Annotated in this window: 16 protein-coding genes and 1 tRNA gene; 5 read left to right on the plus strand and 12 right to left on the minus strand. The window is 55.8% G+C overall.

All coding sequences use genetic code 11. The annotated features are described in order from the left end of the window. Nucleotides 1-10 precede the first annotated feature (10 nt). The 3 genes from BFV67_RS17970 to actS all read right to left on the minus strand — a co-directional run bounded on the left by BFV67_RS17970 (nucleotide 11) and on the right by actS (nucleotide 2,988). Nucleotides 11-1,675, minus strand: a complete 1,665-nt coding sequence (locus BFV67_RS17970; RefSeq protein WP_069598756.1) for a ShlB/FhaC/HecB family hemolysin secretion/activation protein — start codon at nucleotides 1,673-1,675, stop codon at nucleotides 11-13. A gap of 415 nt (nucleotides 1,676-2,090) precedes the next feature. Continuing rightward, nucleotides 2,091-2,164, minus strand: a tRNA-Gly gene (locus BFV67_RS17975). 80 nt (nucleotides 2,165-2,244) lie between these two features. Then, nucleotides 2,245-2,988, minus strand: coding sequence for an amidase activator ActS (gene actS, locus BFV67_RS17980; RefSeq protein ID WP_025912449.1), 744 nt, complete (start codon nucleotides 2,986-2,988; stop codon nucleotides 2,245-2,247). A 163-nt stretch (nucleotides 2,989-3,151) separates the two neighbouring features. Here actS and idi point away from each other — a divergent pair, with 163 nt between their 5' ends. Further along, nucleotides 3,152-3,694 carry an isopentenyl-diphosphate Delta-isomerase gene (gene idi / locus BFV67_RS17985; RefSeq protein WP_008499704.1) on the plus strand — a complete coding sequence of 181 codons (543 nt, stop codon included), beginning with the start codon at nucleotides 3,152-3,154 and terminating at the stop codon, nucleotides 3,692-3,694. A 38-nt stretch (nucleotides 3,695-3,732) separates the two neighbouring features. Here idi and lysS read toward each other — a convergent pair whose 3' ends face one another. From lysS to xerD, 5 genes are all read right to left on the minus strand, one after another. After that, complete coding sequence (gene lysS / locus BFV67_RS17990; protein WP_023309094.1) at nucleotides 3,733-5,250, minus strand: lysine--tRNA ligase; 1,518 nt, start codon at nucleotides 5,248-5,250, stop codon at nucleotides 3,733-3,735. A gap of 9 nt (nucleotides 5,251-5,259) precedes the next feature. After that, nucleotides 5,260-6,358 (minus strand): peptide chain release factor 2 gene (gene prfB, locus BFV67_RS17995; protein ID WP_095908218.1). Its coding sequence is split into 2 segments (ribosomal slippage): nucleotides 5,260-6,282 and nucleotides 6,284-6,358, totalling 1,098 coding nucleotides; the frame shifts between segments, so codons are not numbered across the junction. 90 nt (nucleotides 6,359-6,448) lie between these two features. Next, entirely contained in the window at nucleotides 6,449-8,182 is a 1,734-nt protein-coding gene (gene recJ, locus BFV67_RS18000; protein WP_069598757.1) for a single-stranded-DNA-specific exonuclease RecJ, read from the minus strand. A gap of 5 nt (nucleotides 8,183-8,187) precedes the next feature. Next, nucleotides 8,188-8,901, minus strand: a complete 714-nt coding sequence (gene dsbC / locus BFV67_RS18005) for a bifunctional protein-disulfide isomerase/oxidoreductase DsbC (protein WP_008499708.1) — start codon at nucleotides 8,899-8,901, stop codon at nucleotides 8,188-8,190. Nucleotides 8,902-8,929: 28 nt separating this feature from the next. Next, nucleotides 8,930-9,826: a site-specific tyrosine recombinase XerD gene (xerD, locus tag BFV67_RS18010; RefSeq protein ID WP_008499709.1), complete on the minus strand. Its 897-nt coding sequence runs from the start codon at nucleotides 9,824-9,826 to the stop codon at nucleotides 8,930-8,932. 101 nt (nucleotides 9,827-9,927) lie between these two features. On the opposite strand from xerD, the gene fldB reads away from it, so the two are divergent. Continuing rightward, nucleotides 9,928-10,449, plus strand: coding sequence for a flavodoxin FldB (gene fldB / locus BFV67_RS18015; protein WP_069598758.1), 522 nt, complete (start codon nucleotides 9,928-9,930; stop codon nucleotides 10,447-10,449). Nucleotides 10,450-10,455: 6 nt separating this feature from the next. On the opposite strand, the gene BFV67_RS18020 is transcribed toward fldB, so the two are convergent. Continuing rightward, nucleotides 10,456-10,866 carry a protein YgfX gene (locus BFV67_RS18020; RefSeq protein WP_021242050.1) on the minus strand — a complete coding sequence of 137 codons (411 nt, stop codon included), beginning with the start codon at nucleotides 10,864-10,866 and terminating at the stop codon, nucleotides 10,456-10,458. After that, nucleotides 10,847-11,113, minus strand: coding sequence for an FAD assembly factor SdhE (gene sdhE / locus BFV67_RS18025; protein WP_006178375.1), 267 nt, complete (start codon nucleotides 11,111-11,113; stop codon nucleotides 10,847-10,849). Before sdhE ends, BFV67_RS18020 begins: the two co-directional genes overlap by 20 nt. Before the next feature lie 294 nt (nucleotides 11,114-11,407). On the opposite strand from sdhE, the gene ygfZ reads away from it, so the two are divergent. Continuing rightward, a complete protein-coding gene (ygfZ, locus tag BFV67_RS18030) occupies nucleotides 11,408-12,388 on the plus strand; it encodes a tRNA-modifying protein YgfZ (RefSeq protein ID WP_045351721.1) in 981 nt (326 codons plus the stop codon). A gap of 84 nt (nucleotides 12,389-12,472) precedes the next feature. Here ygfZ and trhA read toward each other — a convergent pair whose 3' ends face one another. Further along, nucleotides 12,473-13,132: a PAQR family membrane homeostasis protein TrhA gene (trhA, locus tag BFV67_RS18035; RefSeq protein ID WP_021242052.1), complete on the minus strand. Its 660-nt coding sequence runs from the start codon at nucleotides 13,130-13,132 to the stop codon at nucleotides 12,473-12,475. 265 nt (nucleotides 13,133-13,397) lie between these two features. Between trhA and BFV67_RS18045 the strand changes: the two genes are divergently transcribed. Both BFV67_RS18045 and BFV67_RS18050 read left to right on the plus strand, forming a co-directional pair. Beyond that, nucleotides 13,398-14,129 (plus strand): MurR/RpiR family transcriptional regulator, encoded by a 732-nt coding sequence (locus BFV67_RS18045; protein ID WP_008499714.1) that lies wholly within the window; start codon nucleotides 13,398-13,400, stop codon nucleotides 14,127-14,129. Nucleotides 14,130-14,245: 116 nt separating this feature from the next. After that, nucleotides 14,246-15,679, plus strand: coding sequence for a 6-phospho-beta-glucosidase (locus BFV67_RS18050; protein WP_069598759.1), 1,434 nt, complete (start codon nucleotides 14,246-14,248; stop codon nucleotides 15,677-15,679). A gap of 65 nt (nucleotides 15,680-15,744) precedes the next feature. Here the strand turns inward: BFV67_RS18050 and BFV67_RS18055 are convergent, their stop codons facing one another. Next, nucleotides 15,745-16,488: an SDR family oxidoreductase gene (locus tag BFV67_RS18055; protein WP_032675464.1), complete on the minus strand. Its 744-nt coding sequence runs from the start codon at nucleotides 16,486-16,488 to the stop codon at nucleotides 15,745-15,747. Between the last annotated feature and the right edge of the window lie 50 nt (nucleotides 16,489-16,538).

The raw sequence follows: 16,538 nt of genomic DNA on the forward strand, positions 1-16,538 counted from the left end.
GTAGAGTCTCTTAAAGCATGAAGGCAATGCGCCAGTTAACGCTCACATGATCCGGGCCGAGCCAGTCGGGGTAGTGCAGGGGCGTACCGACCGAAATCTGGCTGCTGTACCCGCGCCCTGCGCTGTTCAGTCCCACCGAAGCGCCCCACAACGTGCCGGAGGCAAAGCGGTCCTGACGGTCTTTTTCCAGCCAGCCGCCGTCAACGGCGATCGTTGCGCTCACCGCGCCAATCACCGGAAGGGTGAACAGGGAATATCCCAGCTCGTTGCGCCAGTAGCCGCCGTTGTCCCCGGACAGGTACTGCTCTTTAAAACCGCGCACGGAGCTTTCGCCGCCGAGCGTCAGGCGCTCGGAGCCGTACAGCCGGTCGGGCGACCACTGGCCGTAGGCGCTGGTCAGCCACCAGGCGTTACGGGCGACTGGACGCTGGAAGCTGGCGTTCAGGCTCCATTTACGGAATTCCGCGCGCGGCATATCCCCGGACTTATCTTCGTCGGTTTCGGCATTGAACCACGGCATGCCGTGGCTCCAGGTCGGGTTGAAGGTCGCCACGCCGCCCAGCATTTTTTGCGTGTGCGTAATGCCCAGAATCAGGCTGGAGAGGTTGCGCGTGCTGCTCTGAAGCGGCGCGTCGTTGAGCCAGTTGCGGCTGGATCGCTGAACCACGCCTGCCGCAATGCCGGTTTTCACCTCCCCGTTGCGGAAGACCACCCAGGACGCGTTAAGGCGGTGGGTTTTGGTATCGCCCGTGGAGAGCCAGTTGAATCCCTGGTTACTGATGGTGGTCCGGTAGTTACTCCAGGCGTAGCTGTAGTCCAGTAATCCGTAGCCAAACGGCACGCTGACGCCCGCCTGGAAATTCTGCGCATCGTACGCGCTGGCAAAATCACTGCTGCGCCCGCCGCTGACAAACCATTTATCCGCCAGCCCCAGCATATTATTCGCGGTGAGCACGCCGCTCAGCTGATCTTCGCCGGTACTCTTCTGCCCGCTATTATCCAGGCTTACCGATGCACTTAAGGGAAATTCCGGCTTTGCCGTAAGATTAACAATGGAATATCCGGCCTGCGTTCCCGGAAGAATTTCAATCTGAACCGGGTCAGTACGCAAACGGTTAATTTGCTCCATGCCCTGTTCGATGTCGCGTAAATTAAGGATGCCGCCCACCCGTCCCGGAAACGCCATTTTCAGCATGCGCGGCGTTTCGCCTTCCAGACGGATCGCTTCCAGTCTGCCTTCCAGCACAACAATATTCAGCTGGCCGCCGGAGAGATCCTGCTCGGTAAGAAAAGCGCGGCTGGTGATATATCCCCGGCTGATATACCAGTCAGAAATATGCGCGAGAAGTTCCGTTATTTTCGCCATATCCAGACAGCGGCCCTGCCACGGCGCGACAAGGGTCTGCCGGGTTTTCGGGGAGATTAAGGTCGCACCGGAAAGGGTAATGGTATGAATGGTGAAACAGGGTCCGGAGCCGGTAACCGGCAGCGGTCTGGCGGGCGCGGGGCGAGGAATACTCCGCTCCAGCTCCTCACGCTGTTGCTGGTTCTTTAATAACAGTTCCTCCTGCTGCTGACGCACTGTGTCCCGGTCAGCAGGAGTAAGGGGGGCTGCATGGCTCAGAGAGCAAAAAAATAACGAGCAAAAAAAGACGGCTTTGCTGTAATAGCGCATATTAAAGGATAATATTTTTTGTTTTCCTCAGTATGCCAGCTCTGGCGCAATAGGGAATAGTCTCAAAAAAAGGCTACTATAATTGGTAGTAATATTTGCGTTAAGTTTAAAAAAACCGTTATGACGAAGAGCGTCATATCGGAATTTTTTATTATTGTCTGATTGTTTCTTCTTTCAAAAAATTTTAATCATCCCTTCCAATAGTTAGATATAAACATCAGCTAGCAGCGCAGATTAAATTATCCGTTGCATTCATCGTGCTGAAAATTCTGATGACACCTGATAACTCAGTGCTGAATATGAAGGCATGCGTGATAACTTCGTTGAAGCGATCAAACAACAGCATGACGATACCTGGATGGAAAAGGATAGGCTGGTTAAAAAATAGACAGAGGAGGATCACATCAAAAAATTCTGGAGCGGGCGAAGGGAATCGAACCCTCGTATAGAGCTTGGGAAGCTCTCGTTCTACCATTGAACTACGCCCGCTTTGAGGTGCGTAAGGCATTATAGACCTTACGCACCTTCATACAAGCCTCTTCACAACTAACCGGCGATTAAATAATCACTTAGCACTTCGGTTTGCTGCCGGGCGCAGGAAGATAACGCTGCGGATCGATGGCCGTCGCCTTGTAGCGAATCTGGAAATGCAGCTTCACTGAATCCGTACCGGTACTGCCCATGGTGGCAATCTTCTGCCCGGCTTTGACGTTCTGCCCGTTGTTGACCAGCATCGTGTCGTTGTGCGCATAGGCCGTGATGTAGTCTTCGCCATGCTTAATCATGATCAGGTTACCGTAGCCGCGCAGCTGGTTACCCACGTAAACCACCTTCCCGGCTCCGGAGGCATAAACCGGCGTACCGCGCGCAGCGGCGATATCAATACCCTTGTTGCCACCTTCAGAGAGTGAGTAAGGGGCGACCACTTTACCGCTGGCAGGCCAAATCCAGCAGCGCTGTCCAACCGGCGGCCATGACGATTGTGGCACCTGATAGGACGGCGTCACTTTGGCGGTTTTGCCTTTCGAAGAGGATTTTTTACCGGAGGACGATCCGCCGCTAACCTTCAGCTGCTGCCCCACCTCGATGGTGTAGGGCGGAGAGAGGTTATTCAGACGCGCCAGATCCTTCACGCTGGTTCCCGTTGCGCGCGAAATCCGGTACAGGGTGTCCCCGCGTTTGACGGTGTAGACCGAACCGGAATAGCTTCCCGTATCCGAAGATTTGCTCCCTGAACAGCCCACCAGTAATAGCGTCAGCGTCAGGCAAAAAATAGCGGTAAGGGGTTTTCTCGTCAGGCTTCCTGCAAACAAAACAGATCCTCGGTCAGCGTGAATGGCGCACTATGATAACAGCCAAAACGAACAGGGGTCATGCCCTTTTCCGCTCTACGAGCCAAACCGTTCGTATAAGAATGCAGTATAATGCTTCGGCTGATGGTGCTGAACCACTCGGCAATTTGGCACTGGAGCATCAATGAGTATTCAAGAACACGTTATTTTGGTAAACGACCAGGGAATGGTGATTGGCACTCAGGAAAAATATGCCGCGCACACGTTACATACCCCGCTGCATCTGGCGTTCTCTTCCTGGCTTTTTAACGCAAAAGGCGAATGTCTGATCACCCGACGCGCCTTAAGCAAAAAAGCCTGGCCCGGCGTCTGGACCAACTCCGTGTGCGGCCACCCGCAGTCGGGTGAAGAGACAGTCCAGGCGATAATCCGCCGCTGCCGCTTTGAAGTGGGCGCAGAACTGACCGATATCACCGCCGTCGCCCCTGAATTTCGCTATCGGGAAACCGACCCGTCCGGGATCGTGGAAAACGAAATTTGCCCTGTATTCGCGGCACGCATTACCAATGACGTGACAATAAACGAAGATGAAGTGATGGACTATCAGTGGGTTGAGCTTGATGCGCTATTCCGTGCGCTGGACGCGACGCCCTGGGCCTTCAGCCCGTGGATGGTCATGGAAGCGACGACCGCCCGCGAAAAACTCATAGCCTTCGCGGCGCAATAAAAAAGCCCCTTTCGGGGCTTTTTTTACATCTTAACGCCTTATTTCACCGGGCGCATCGCCGGGAACAGGATCACGTCGCGGATGGTGTGGCTGTTGGTAAACAGCATCACCATACGGTCGATACCAATTCCCAGACCCGCCGTTGGTGGCAGACCGTGCTCCAGCGCGGTCACGTAGTCTTCGTCGAAGAACATCGCTTCGTCGTCGCCTGCCGCCTTCGCGTCAACCTGATCCTGGAAGCGCTGAGCCTGGTCTTCCGCATCGTTCAGCTCGCTAAAGCCGTTGCCGATTTCACGGCCGCCGATGAAGAATTCGAAGCGGTCAGTGATCTCCGGGTTCTCGTCATTACGACGCGCCAGCGGAGAGACTTCCGCCGGGTATTCGGTGATGAAGGTCGGCTGAATCAGGTGCGCTTCGGCCACTTCTTCGAAGATCTCGGTCACGATACGGCCCAGACCCCAGCTCTTCTCAACCTTGATACCGATGCTTTCGGCGATCGCTTTCGCAGAATCGAAGTTATCCAGATCGGCCATATTGGTTTCCGGACGGTACTTCTTGATCGCTTCGCGCATGGTCAGTTTTTCGAACGGCTTGCCGAAGTCGAAGACTTCTTCACCGTAAGGAACCTGCGTGGTGCCCAGAATATCCTGCGCCAGCGTACGGAACAGGGATTCGGTCAGCTCGATCAGATCTTTGTAATCCGCGTACGCCATATAGAGTTCCATCATGGTGAACTCTGGGTTATGACGAACGGAGATCCCTTCGTTACGGAAGTTACGGTTGATCTCGAACACGCGGTCAAAACCACCAACCACCAGACGCTTCAGGTACAGTTCCGGCGCGATACGCAGGTACATGTCCAGGTCCAGGGCGTTGTGATGGGTGATGAACGGACGCGCAGACGCGCCGCCCGGGATCACCTGCATCATTGGTGTTTCCACTTCCATAAAGTCGCGGTTCACCATGAACTGGCGGATACCGGCCATGATCTGGGAGCGAATTTTGAAGGTCTTGCGGGATTCATCGTTAGAGATGAGATCCAGGTAGCGCTGACGGTAGCGCGCTTCCTGATCCTGCAGGCCGTGGAATTTGTCCGGCAGCGGGCGCAGGGCTTTGGTCAGCAGACGCAGCTCGGTGCAGTGGATAGACAGTTCACCGGTTTTGGTTTTGAACAGTTTACCTTTTGCGCCCAGGATATCGCCCAGGTCCCACTTCTTGAACTGCTCGTTGTAGATGCCTTCCGGCAGATCGTCACGGGACACGTACAGCTGAATGCGGCCGCCAACGTCCTGCAGGGTCACGAAAGAGGCTTTACCCATGATACGACGGGTCATCATGCGGCCCGCAACGGCCACTTCAACGTTCAGCGCTTCCAGCTCTTCGTTCTCTTTCGCGTCGAAGTCAGCGTGCAGTTGGTCTGAGGTGTGGTCACGACGAAAATCGTTCGGGAACGGCACGCCCTGCTCGCGCAGCGCTGCCAGCTTCTCGCGGCGGGTTTTCAGTTCGTTGTTAAGATCGACTACCGCGTCAGCGCCCTGTGCTTGTTGTTCAGACATGTTGGTTCCTCATAACCCTGCTTTCAAACTTGCTTCGATAAATTGGTCCAGGCTGCCGTCCAGCACCGCCTGCGTGTTGCGGGTTTCAACCCCGGTACGCAGGTCTTTGATGCGGGAGTCATCAAGGACGTAAGAACGGATCTGGCTGCCCCAGCCGATGTCAGACTTGTTGTCTTCCATCGCCTGTTTCTCAGCATTTTTCTTCTGCATCTCCAGCTCATAAAGCTTCGCTTTCATCTGCTTCATGGCCTGGTCTTTGTTCTTATGCTGGGAACGGTCGTTCTGGCATTGCGTGACCAGCCCGGTTGGAATGTGGGTAATACGCACCGCAGATTCCGTACGGTTAACGTGCTGACCGCCCGCACCGGATGCGCGGTAAACGTCGATACGCAGGTCCGCCGGGTTAATTTCGATATCGATATCTTCATCAACTTCCGGGTAAACAAACGCGGAGCTGAAGGAGGTATGGCGACGGCCGCCGGAGTCGAACGGGCTCTTACGCACCAGGCGGTGAACGCCGGTTTCAGTGCGCAGCCAGCCGTAGGCGTAATCACCGATGATCTTGATGGTCACGGATTTAATACCGGCCACTTCACCTTCTGACTCTTCGATAATTTCGGTTTTGAAGCCGCGCGCTTCGGCCCAGCGCAGATACATACGCATCAGCATGCTGGCCCAGTCCTGCGCTTCGGTACCGCCGGAACCTGCCTGAATATCGAGATAGCAGTCAGCGCTGTCGTATTCGCCGGAGAACATGCGACGGAATTCAAGCTGCGCCAGCTTCTCTTCCAGCACGTCGAGTTCTGCTACGGCTTCGTTAAAGGTCTCTTCGTCGTCGGCTTCGACGGCCAGCTCCAGCAAACCGGAAACATCTTCCAGCCCCTGGGCCATTTGATCCAGCGTATCTACGATAGCTTCGAGAGAGGAACGCTCTTTACCCAGCGCCTGTGCGCGTTCAGGTTCGTTCCAGACGTCCGGCTGTTCCAGCTCGGCGTTTACTTCTTCAAGACGCTCTTTCTTGGCATCGTAGTCAAAGATACCCCCTAAGAACGTCAGAGCGCTCCGTGAGGTCCTGAATACGGTTTTTTACCGGATTAATTTCAAACATGGTCTGTTTTCTTTTATGGACTTGTCAAAATGCGGTGATAAGAGCGGGATTGTACCGAATCCACGCCCTTTTTTATAGAGATTACTGCCGCTAAATTGGCCAGATATTGTCGATGATGATCTGAAGGGTGCGGTTACCGCGAAACTCGTTGATGTCCAGTTTGTACGCCAGCTCGACCTCGCGCACGCCGTTGTCCGGCCATACCGACGTGTCAACGTTAAAGGCAATGCCGTCCAGCAGCGGGCCGCCGCCGACCGGTTCAACCATCACCTTCAGATGACGCTCGCCGACGATGCGCTGCTGCAGCAGGCGGAAACGGCCGTCGAACAGCGGCTCCGGGAACATCTGCCCCCATGGACCGGCATCGCGGAGCATTTGCGCCACGTCCATCGTCATCTCAAGCGGTGAAAGCTCGCCATCGGACACCACTTCCCCCTGCAGCAGGGCCGGGTCAATCCAGTCGGTGACCAGCTCGCCGAACAGGCGCTGAAACTCGTCGAATTTCGCCTCTTCCAGCGACAGGCCTGCCGCCATCGCATGGCCGCCGAACTTGATCATTAGGCCCGGATACAGCGTATCGAGACGCTCCAGCGCGTCGCGCATGTGCAGACCCTGAATCGAGCGGCCAGAGCCTTTCAGCGTGCCGTCGCCCGCGGGGGCGAACGCAATCACCGGCCGGTGGAAGCGCTCTTTAATGCGCGACGCCAGAATGCCGACCACGCCCTGATGCCACTCGGGATGGTACATCGCCAGGCCGCCCGGCAGCGTGACGCCGCTGCGCTCCAGTTTTTCGCACAGGGTCAGCGCTTCGGCCTGCATTCCCTGCTCAATCTCTTTACGGGTCTGGTTCAGGGCGTCCAGCTCGTTGGCCAGCACGCGCGCCTCACCGAGGTTGTCGCACAGCAGCAGCGCGACGCCAACGGACATATCGTCCAGTCTTCCGGCCGCGTTCAGGCGCGGCCCGAGCGCAAAGCCCAAATCGCTTGCCGCCAGCTTGAGCGGGTCGCGGTTGGCAATTTCCAGCAGCGCCTTGATCCCCGGACGGCACTTGCCCGCCCGGATACGGCTCAAGCCCTGCCAGGTCAAAATACGGTTATTGGTATCGAGCGGCACCACGTCAGCGACGGTACCCAGCGCCACCAGATCGAGATATTCGGCCAGGTTTGGTACGGCAATACCGCGGGATTCGAACCAGCCCTTGTCGCGTAACAGGGTACGCAGCGCCAGCATCAGATAAAACGCCACGCCTACGCCCGCGAGGGATTTCGACGGAAAATCACAGTCGCGCAGGTTGGGGTTAATAATCGCGTCGGCGGCAGGCAGCGTTTCACCGGGGAGATGGTGATCGGTAACCAGCACCGGGATCCCCAACGCGTGGGCATGATCGACCCCCGCATGGGAAGAGATCCCGTTATCGACGGTCATGATCATCTGCGCACCGCGGGCGTGGGCCTGATCGACCACTTCCGGGCTGAGTCCGTAGCCGTCTTCAAAACGGTTCGGCACCAGATACGTGACGTTATCGCAGCCCAGCGCGCGCAGGCTGAGCACGCTCAGCGCGGTGCTTGTTGCGCCGTCGGCGTCGAAATCCCCTACTACCACAATACGCGTGTTCTCACGCAGGGCGTTGTAGAGCATTTCAGTGGCTTTTTCGATGCCGTTCAGCTGCTGCCAGGGCAGCATCCCTTTTACGCTACGTTCAAGATCCTCAGCACGACGCACGCCGCGGCTGGCGTAGAGGCGCTTCAGCAGCGGCGGGAGATCGTCCGGCAAATCAATCGGTTCAACCGCCTCGCGGCGGCGCAATTTTATCGGGGCTTTCACGCGGATTATTTACCACTAACCTGTTTCTGGTGCGCGTCGAGGAACTCTTTCATCTCTTTTGGTCCCTGATAGCCCGGAACGACGTACCCGTTGCTCAGGACAATCGCTGGCGTACCGCTCACGCCAAACTGCACGCCCAGCGCGTAGTGGTTAGCGATATCAATGTCGCAGGAGGCCGGCTTAACGCCTTTGCCGTTCATCGCGTCGTCAAACGCTTTGTTGCGGTCTTTTGCACACCAGATGGCCTTCATGTCCTGCTCCGGCTGGCTCTGCACGCCCGCGCGCGGGAAGGCCAGGTAACGCACGGTAATACCCAGCGCGTTGTAGTCTTTCATCTCTTCATGCAGCTTGTGGCAGTAGCCGCAGGTGATATCGGTGAAGACGGTGATAACGTGTTTTTCCTGCGCCGCCTTATAGACGATCATCTCTTTTTCGAGCGCGTTCAGGTTTTTCATCAGCAGCTGGTTGGTCACGTTGACCGGCTGCGCGCCGCTCACGTCGTACATCGGCCCCTGAATAATGTGTTTACCGTCTTCGGTGACGTACAGCACGCCGCTGTTAGTCAGTACCGTTTTCATCCCGGCGACCGGTGCTGGCTGAATATCGCTGCCGGTGACGCCAAGCTTAGCGAGCGACTGTTTGATAGCGGCGTCGTCAGCATGGGCGAAACCGGTGAAGGAGGCTGCCAGCAGGGTGAACAGCGCGAAACTCTTTTTCATAGTTGATCCTGTTACAATTCGTCGGCACTCACGCACGAGGGTGGTGCTGTTGGTGTAGCTGCCGCAGGCGTTCCGTCGCGACATGGGTGTAAATTTGCGTCGTGGAAAGATCGCTATGTCCCAGCAGCATCTGCACCACGCGTAAATCCGCGCCGTGGTTGAGCAGATGCGTCGCGAAGGCATGACGCAATACGTGCGGCGAAAGCTTTTCACTGTCGATACCGGCCAGTGTGGCGTAATGCTTGATGCGATGCCAGAACGTTTGCCGCGTCATCTGCTGTGCGCGCTGGCTCGGAAACAGAACGTCGATAGACGCGCCGTTGAGCAGCCACGGGCGACCATGCTCCAGATACGTTTCCAGCCAGTAAACCGCCTCTTCGCCCAGCGGAACCAGCCTTTCCTTGTTTCCTTTACCGATGACGCGCACCACGCCCTGACGCAGGCTGATGTCGCTCATCGTCAGGCCAACCAGCTCCGAAACGCGCAGGCCGGTAGCATACAATAGCTCAAGCATCGCTTTATCGCGTAACTCCAGCGGCAGGTCAACAGCCGGTGACTGTAATAATCTCTCAACTTGTGCTTCGCTGAGATCTTTCGGCAGCCGCTGCGGAAGTTTCGGGGATGCCAGCAGCGCGCTGGGATCGTCTTCGCGGATCTTCTCACGGTAGAGATGCTGGAACAGCCGACGCATGGCGCTGAGCAAGCGCGCAGAGCTGGTGGCTTTGTAGCCCCCTTCTACACGTTCACCGAGCAGCGCCTGCAGGTCGTCGCTTTGCGCGCTCGCCAGCGAGAGCTGCCGACGGGCCAGCCACTCCACCAGCATGGTAAGATCGCGCCGGTAGGCGCTGAGCGTATTCTCGGCCAGATTTTTTTCCAGCCACAGCGCGTCGAGAAACTGTTCAACGAGTGCGAGATCCTTTTCCACATCAGCCCCTTTGATTCTGCAGTCAGGCCATTATGCCTGATTGTGACCGGTTTCTGGTACACTACGCGCAAAGTCAAAGCATGAATTGAGATAGTTACGCGATGAATATTGGTCTGTTCTATGGTTCCAGCACCTGCTACACCGAAATGGCGGCAGAGAAAATTCGCGACATCATTGGCCCGGAACTGGTGACGTTGCATAACCTGAAAGATGACGCGGTCGCGCTGATGGAACAGTACGATGTGCTGATTCTGGGCATCCCAACCTGGGATTTTGGTGAGATACAGGAAGACTGGGAAGTCATCTGGGATCAACTCGACTCAGTCAATCTCGACGGCAAGATTGTTGCCATGTACGGCATGGGAGATCAGCTGGGTTACGGGGAATGGTTCCTGGACGCGCTCGGCATGCTGCACGACAAGCTGGCGCCGAAAGGGGTGTCGTTCATCGGCTACTGGCCAACCGAAGGTTACGAGTTCACCAGTAAAAAACCGATTATTGCCGACGGCGAGCTGTTTGTTGGGCTCGCGCTGGACGAAACCAACCAGTACGATCTTAGCGATGAACGTTTGCAAACCTGGTGCGAGCAGATTCTGGGCGAAATGGCAGAAAAGTTTAGCTAACGCGTATTACCCCTGCGTCGTCTGTTGCAATAGCATCCGGCGCAGGTCTCGCCATTCGGCAGCATCCATACTGTCAGCCGCCAGCCACAGATGCTGGCAACGCCCGCCGTCCACCTTGCGTAACCGTAACATCATGCCGCAGTTGAGCATCCAGGGCATACCGAGAATATCCCACTCTTTACCCTGCCAGCGCAGGCGGGAATCCATCAGTAATTTAATCTCTCCCTGACGGGCATTAATGCGACGCTGGCTGCGTACGCTGTCAAAAACGACAAACGAAAGTAGCAGCAGCCACAGCGGCGTATAGCTCAGCGGCCACGGCATCAGTAACACAAAGGCCGCAACCAGGCCGTGGAGCAATAAAGACATCCACTGCGAGCGCCACGAGACGCGAAGATCAGATTGCCACAGGACCACGTTCCCGATTCCGTGTTTGAATTAATTGCACCATCCGTTGCAACTCGGTGTCGGCGGGTTTGCCGTGGTTCATCAGCCAGTTGAATAAATCCGGATCGTCAGACTCAAGCAGGCGAACAAACAGACGCTTATCGTCGTCGCTTAAGGTGTCATACTCATATTCGAAGAAAGGCATGATGGAAATATCAAGTTCACGCATGCCGCGACGGCACGCCCAGTGAATACGGGCCTTGTTGTTAATATCCATGTTCAGTTTCCTGCATTACGTTTGGCACAGTCGGTACCCCATTCGGTGTTCTTTATTTCTCTACGGGGACACCAGCTAGTGTAACGTGTTTTTGACCGTTTCATTACTGGAATATTGCGATCAACGAGCAGGCTTCCAGAATAATCCCTACAAAGACAGCGGATTACACTATTTTGCGTGGCGCTACGCAGAACCGATTTATGGCACAAATGGCCTGTTGAAAGCGCTTGCATTGCCTGCAGGCTCTTTTACCATTAGGCATTATCAAAGCGTTAAGCAATTCAGGATATCGTTATGGCCTTTACACCATTTTCTCCTCGCCAGCCCGCCGCCTCTGCGCGTCTGCCGCTGACGCTTATTTCTCTTGATGACTGGGCGCTGGCAACGCTCACCGGTGCCGACGCCGAAAAATATCTGCAGGGCCAGGTGACCGCCGACGTCAGCCAGATGACCGAACACCAGCACCTGCTGGCCGCCCATTGCGACCCAAAAGGCAAAATGTGGAGCAACCTGCGTCTGTTCCGCCGTCAGGACGGCTTTGCCTTTATTGAGCGCCGCAGCCTGCGAGACGCCCAGCTCAAAGAGCTGAAAAAATACGCGGTCTTTTCCAAAGTCACCATTGCCGCAGACGACGAACATGTCCTGCTGGGTGTGGCCGGCTTCCAGGCGCGTGCGGCGCTGAAAAACCTGTTCAGCGAACTGCCGGATGCCGAAAAGCAGCTCGTCAGCGAAGGCGCCACCTCAATCCTGTGGTTTGAACACCCGGCGGAGCGTTTCCTGTTAGTCACGGATGCGGCAACTGCCGAACGCGTGACCGAAGCGCTGCGCGGCGAAGCGCAGCTCAACAACAGCCAGCAGTGGCTGGCGCTGAACATCGAAGCGGGTCTGCCGATCATTGACGCTGCAAACAGCGCGCAGTTTATTCCTCAGGCAACGAACTTACAGGCGCTGGGCGGCATCAGCTTTAAAAAAGGCTGCTACACCGGCCAGGAGATGGTCGCGCGTGCGAAATTCCGCGGGGCAAACAAACGCGCGCTGTGGACGCTGGCGGGACATGCCAGCCGCGTCCCTGAAGCGGGTGAAGATTTAGAGCTGAAGATGGGTGAAAACTGGCGCCGTACCGGCACCGTATTAGCCGCCGTACAGCTGGAGGATGGACGTCTTCTGGTACAGGCCGTTATGAATAACGACATGGAAGCGGACAGCGTGTTCCGCGTGCGTGACGATGTGAACACACTGAGCATCGAGCCGCTGCCGTATTCTCTGGAAGAGTGATGCTGTATCGCCCGGTGGCGCTGCGCTTACCGGGTCTACTTATCCCGTAGGTCGGGTAAGGCGAAGCCGCCACCCGACGAAAAACTACACCTGCCCCACGTACAAATAAATCGCCAAAAAGTGGCACACGCTGCCGCCCAGCACAAAGCCGTGCCAGATAGCATGGTTGTACGGAATGCGCTTGCAGACGTAGAAAATGACGCCGAGCGAATACACCACGCCGCCTAAGGCCAGAAGCGTTACGCCCCCTATCGACAGTTTGATTGCCAGCTGGTACACCACGATCAGCGACAGCCAGCCCATGGTCAGATAGGTGACCAGCGACAGCACCTTAAACCGGTGCGCGATGGTGAGCTTAAACAGGATCCCGAGCAGCGCCAGGCTCCAGATAACGATCATCAGCCCGCGCGACAGCGGTGAGTTGAGCCCCACCAGCAGAAACGGCGTGTAGGTACCTGCAATGAGAAGGTAGATAGCGCAGTGGTCAAATTTCTTGAGCCACATCTTGGCCCGCTGATGCGGGATCGCGTGATACAGCGTCGAGGCCAGAAACAGCAGGATCATGCTCCCGCCATAGAGGCTGTAGCTGGTAATAGCCATCGCGCTGGCATTGGCGTCTACCGCCTGCACCAGCAATAACACTAAACCGACAATCCCAAACACCAGGCCAATGCCGTGGCTGATGCTGTTGGCTATTTCCTCAGCCAGCGAATATCCCTGTGCGATTAATGGTCTGCTCACCATACAAAACTCCGGGAAAACAAAAGATGATTATTCATCGCATCACTATGCTAACTGAGAATGATTCCAGTGAACACCTGTTAGCTAAAATAATTTCACATCAGGATTTATACCTAAAAATCATAGGTATAAATGAATTTTTCACCTAACATTTGTTCACATTAAAATTTAACCATTAAGAATCAAGAGCATAAAAATGGATCCTGCCGTCTGGCCGCATGTTATGATGGATACATGAGGTCTGAATAAGAGTTATGCCACTGTGAGTATGTTCACCCACTCCGCCATTGCCAGTCTCAATAACCTGGAGATGATGGTCTACAACTATGTCATTAAAAACCGTGACAAAGTCATGTACATGACCATCCGCGAGCTGGCGGATGCGGCGGGTGTCTCGACGACCACTATCCTGCGCTTTTGCCGCAAGCTTAACTGCGAAGGCTACTCGGAGTTTCGCGTGCGCTTTAAGCTCTATCTCGAGCAGAATGAACCCCAGCAGGCGAACTTTGGCGCCAGCGAAATTATCAGCTTCTTTAAAAGCGTAAATAATGAAGAGTTCGACGCGTTATTAGATAATGCGGTCGATATTATTTTATCGTCGGAACGCATTATATTTGTCGGCGCAGGAACGTCAGGCTCGCTGGCAAAATATGGCGCACGTTTCTTTTCTAATATCGGAAAATTCAGTAACCATATTGATGACCCTTATTTCCCGGTCACCAATGACATGGCGAAAAATGCGCTGGCGATTGTGCTCTCCGTCTCGGGTGAGACCGAGGAGATCCTGCGCTTCGCCAGCCAGTTTAGCCTGCATCACTGCAAGGTGCTCTCCATTACCAGCCACGAGCACTCGCGTCTCGCAAAACTGGCGGACTTTAATCTCTCCTGGCACGTTCCCCAGACGCGTATTGCAGGCGTCTACGATATCACCACGCAAATTCCCGTCATCTATATTCTGGAATCTCTCGGCCGTAAGCTGGCGAAGAAACTTGCAGAATAAAACATCCTGTTTTTTTGATGTGACAAATCACATTATGCCCAATTTGTTATATCGTGACATTTAATTTCGCTTTGCTAGACTCGATGCCAATAAGCCATTTATTGAGAATAGCAGCGATGAAAAAATTGACCTTACCAAAAGATTTTTTATGGGGTGGCGCGGTTGCCGCTCACCAGGTTGAAGGCGGCTGGAACAAAGGCGGCAAAGGGCCAAGCATTTGCGACGTATTAACCGGCGGCGCACACGGCGTGCCGCGCGAAATCACGCAGGACGTGGTGCCGGGAAAATACTATCCCAACCATGAAGCGATTGATTTCCACGGCCATTACAAAGAAGACATCAAGCTGTTTGCCGAGATGGGCTTCAAGTGTTTCCGCACCTCGATTGCCTGGACGCGTATCTTCCCGAACGGTGACGAAACGCAGCCAAACGAAGAAGGGCTGAAGTTTTACGACGACATGTTCGATGAGCTGCTGAAATACAACATCGAACCGGTGATCACCCTCTCCCACTTCGAAATGCCGCTGCACCTGGTGAAGGAGTACGGCAGCTGGACCAACCGTAAAGTGGTCGATTTCTATGTACGCTTCGCGGAAGTGGTCTTCGAGCGCTACAAAAACAAGGTCAAATACTGGATGACCTTCAACGAAATCAACAACCAGCGTAACTGGCGCGCCCCGCTCTTCGGCTACTGCTGCTCGGGCGTGGTCTATACGGAACATGAAAATCCGGAAGAGACCATGTACCAGGTCCTGCATCATCAGTTTGTGGCCAGCGCCCTGGCGGTGAAGGCCGCGCGCCGCATCAACCCGGAGATGAAAGTCGGCTGCATGCTGGCGATGGTGGCGCTCTATCCGTTCTCCTGCAAACCGGAAGACGTGATGTTCGCCCAGGAATCGATGCGCGAGCGCTACGTCTTTACCGACGTCCAGCTGCGCGGCTACTACCCGTCCTACGTGCTGAACGAATGGGAGCGTCGTGGCTTCTCCATCAAAATGGAAGCGGGTGACGAGCAGATCCTGCGCGAAGGCACCTGCGACTACCTGGGCTTCAGCTACTACATGACCAACGCAGTGAAGGCGGAAGGCGGTACCGGCGATGCCATTTCCGGCTTCGAAGGCAGCGTGCCGAACCCGCACGTGAAGGCCTCCGACTGGGGCTGGCAGATTGACCCGGTGGGCCTGCGCTATTCTCTGTGCGAACTGTACGAGCGTTACCAGAAGCCGCTGTTTATCGTTGAAAACGGCTTCGGTGCCTACGACAAGGTGGAAGAAGACGGCAGCATCAACGATGACTATCGCATCGACTACCTGCGTGCCCACGTGGAGGAGATGATCAAAGCCGTCACCCACGATGGCGTCGATCTGATGGGCTATACGCCATGGGGCTGTATCGACTGCGTGTCGTTCACCACCGGCCAGTACAGCAAGCGCTACGGCTTTATCTACGTGAACAAGCACGACGACGGCACGGGCGACATGTCGCGTTCCCGCAAGAAGAGCTTCGAGTGGTATAAAGGCGTGATTGCCAGCAACGGCGAGGCGCTGTGATTTTTTGCCCGGAGGCGCTGCGCTTACCGGGCCTACACGAATAGGAGGCCGGGCCGCCACCCGGCTTATTTCCCGCCCGCTAACTCAATAAAACTCCCCGTCACGTACGACGCCTTTTCGCTCAGCAGCCAGACAATCGCCTGGGCGACCTCTTCCGGCTGGCCGCCGCGCTGCATCGGCAGTAACGCTTTCACGCGGTCCACTCGCCCCGGTTCTCCGCCCGAAGCATGAATATCGGTATAGATCAGGCCCGGACGGACGCAGTTGACTCGAATGCCCTGCGCCGCCACCTCCAGCGACAGCCCCGTTGTCAGCGAATCCACCGCCCCCTTGGACGCGGCGTAATCCACATATTCCCCCGGTGCGCCCAGGCGGGACGCCGCGGAAGAGACATTCACTATCGCCCCGCCCTTGCCGCCATGTTTGAAGGACATGCGTTTTACCGCTTCCCGGCAGCAGAGGAAGTAGCCCGTGACGTTGGTCGCCAGGACGCGGTTAATGCGCTCGGCGGAGAGATTCTCAATGGTGGATTGCTCAAACAGAATCCCCGCATTATTCACCAGCGCGGTCAGCGGCTCGCCTTCACGATCGAGGCTTTCAAACATCGCCAGCACCTGAGCTTCATCACTGATGTCTGCCCGAACGGCAAAGGCTTTACCGCCCGCCTCAACAATCTGGTTGATCACATCCGTTGCGGCCTTAATGTTGTGATGATAGTTCACCGCCACGGTGTAGCCTTCACGGGCCAGCTGCAGCGCAGTGGCTTTCCCAATGCCCCGGCTGGCGCCGGTCACAAGTGCAATGCCCATTTTCTTCTCCCAATAAAAAAGCCGGGTGGCGGCTTCGCCTTACCCGGCCT

It is taken from the genome of Enterobacter roggenkampii (assembly GCF_001729805.1).
Taxonomy (GTDB): domain Bacteria; phylum Pseudomonadota; class Gammaproteobacteria; order Enterobacterales; family Enterobacteriaceae; genus Enterobacter; species Enterobacter roggenkampii.

What these genes read in the sequence shown, in the direction of transcription:
- sdhE (WP_006178375.1), bottom strand. Translation starts at nt 11,113, where the DNA reads ATGGATATTAACAACAAGGCCCGTATTCACTGGGCGTGCCGTCGCGGC.
- dsbC (WP_008499708.1), bottom strand. Translation starts at nt 8,901, where the DNA reads ATGAAAAAGAGTTTCGCGCTGTTCACCCTGCTGGCAGCCTCCTTCACC.
- BFV67_RS18050 (WP_069598759.1), top strand. Translation starts at nt 14,246, where the DNA reads ATGAAAAAATTGACCTTACCAAAAGATTTTTTATGGGGTGGCGCGGTT.
- ygfZ (WP_045351721.1), top strand. Translation starts at nt 11,408, where the DNA reads ATGGCCTTTACACCATTTTCTCCTCGCCAGCCCGCCGCCTCTGCGCGT.
- fldB (WP_069598758.1), top strand. Translation starts at nt 9,928, where the DNA reads ATGAATATTGGTCTGTTCTATGGTTCCAGCACCTGCTACACCGAAATG.
- BFV67_RS18055 (WP_032675464.1), bottom strand. Translation starts at nt 16,488, where the DNA reads ATGGGCATTGCACTTGTGACCGGCGCCAGCCGGGGCATTGGGAAAGCC.
- idi (WP_008499704.1), top strand. Translation starts at nt 3,152, where the DNA reads ATGAGTATTCAAGAACACGTTATTTTGGTAAACGACCAGGGAATGGTG.
- BFV67_RS18045 (WP_008499714.1), top strand. Translation starts at nt 13,398, where the DNA reads ATGTTCACCCACTCCGCCATTGCCAGTCTCAATAACCTGGAGATGATG.
- trhA (WP_021242052.1), bottom strand. Translation starts at nt 13,132, where the DNA reads ATGGTGAGCAGACCATTAATCGCACAGGGATATTCGCTGGCTGAGGAA.
- BFV67_RS17970 (WP_069598756.1), bottom strand. Translation starts at nt 1,675, where the DNA reads ATGCGCTATTACAGCAAAGCCGTCTTTTTTTGCTCGTTATTTTTTTGC.
- lysS (WP_023309094.1), bottom strand. Translation starts at nt 5,250, where the DNA reads ATGTCTGAACAACAAGCACAGGGCGCTGACGCGGTAGTCGATCTTAAC.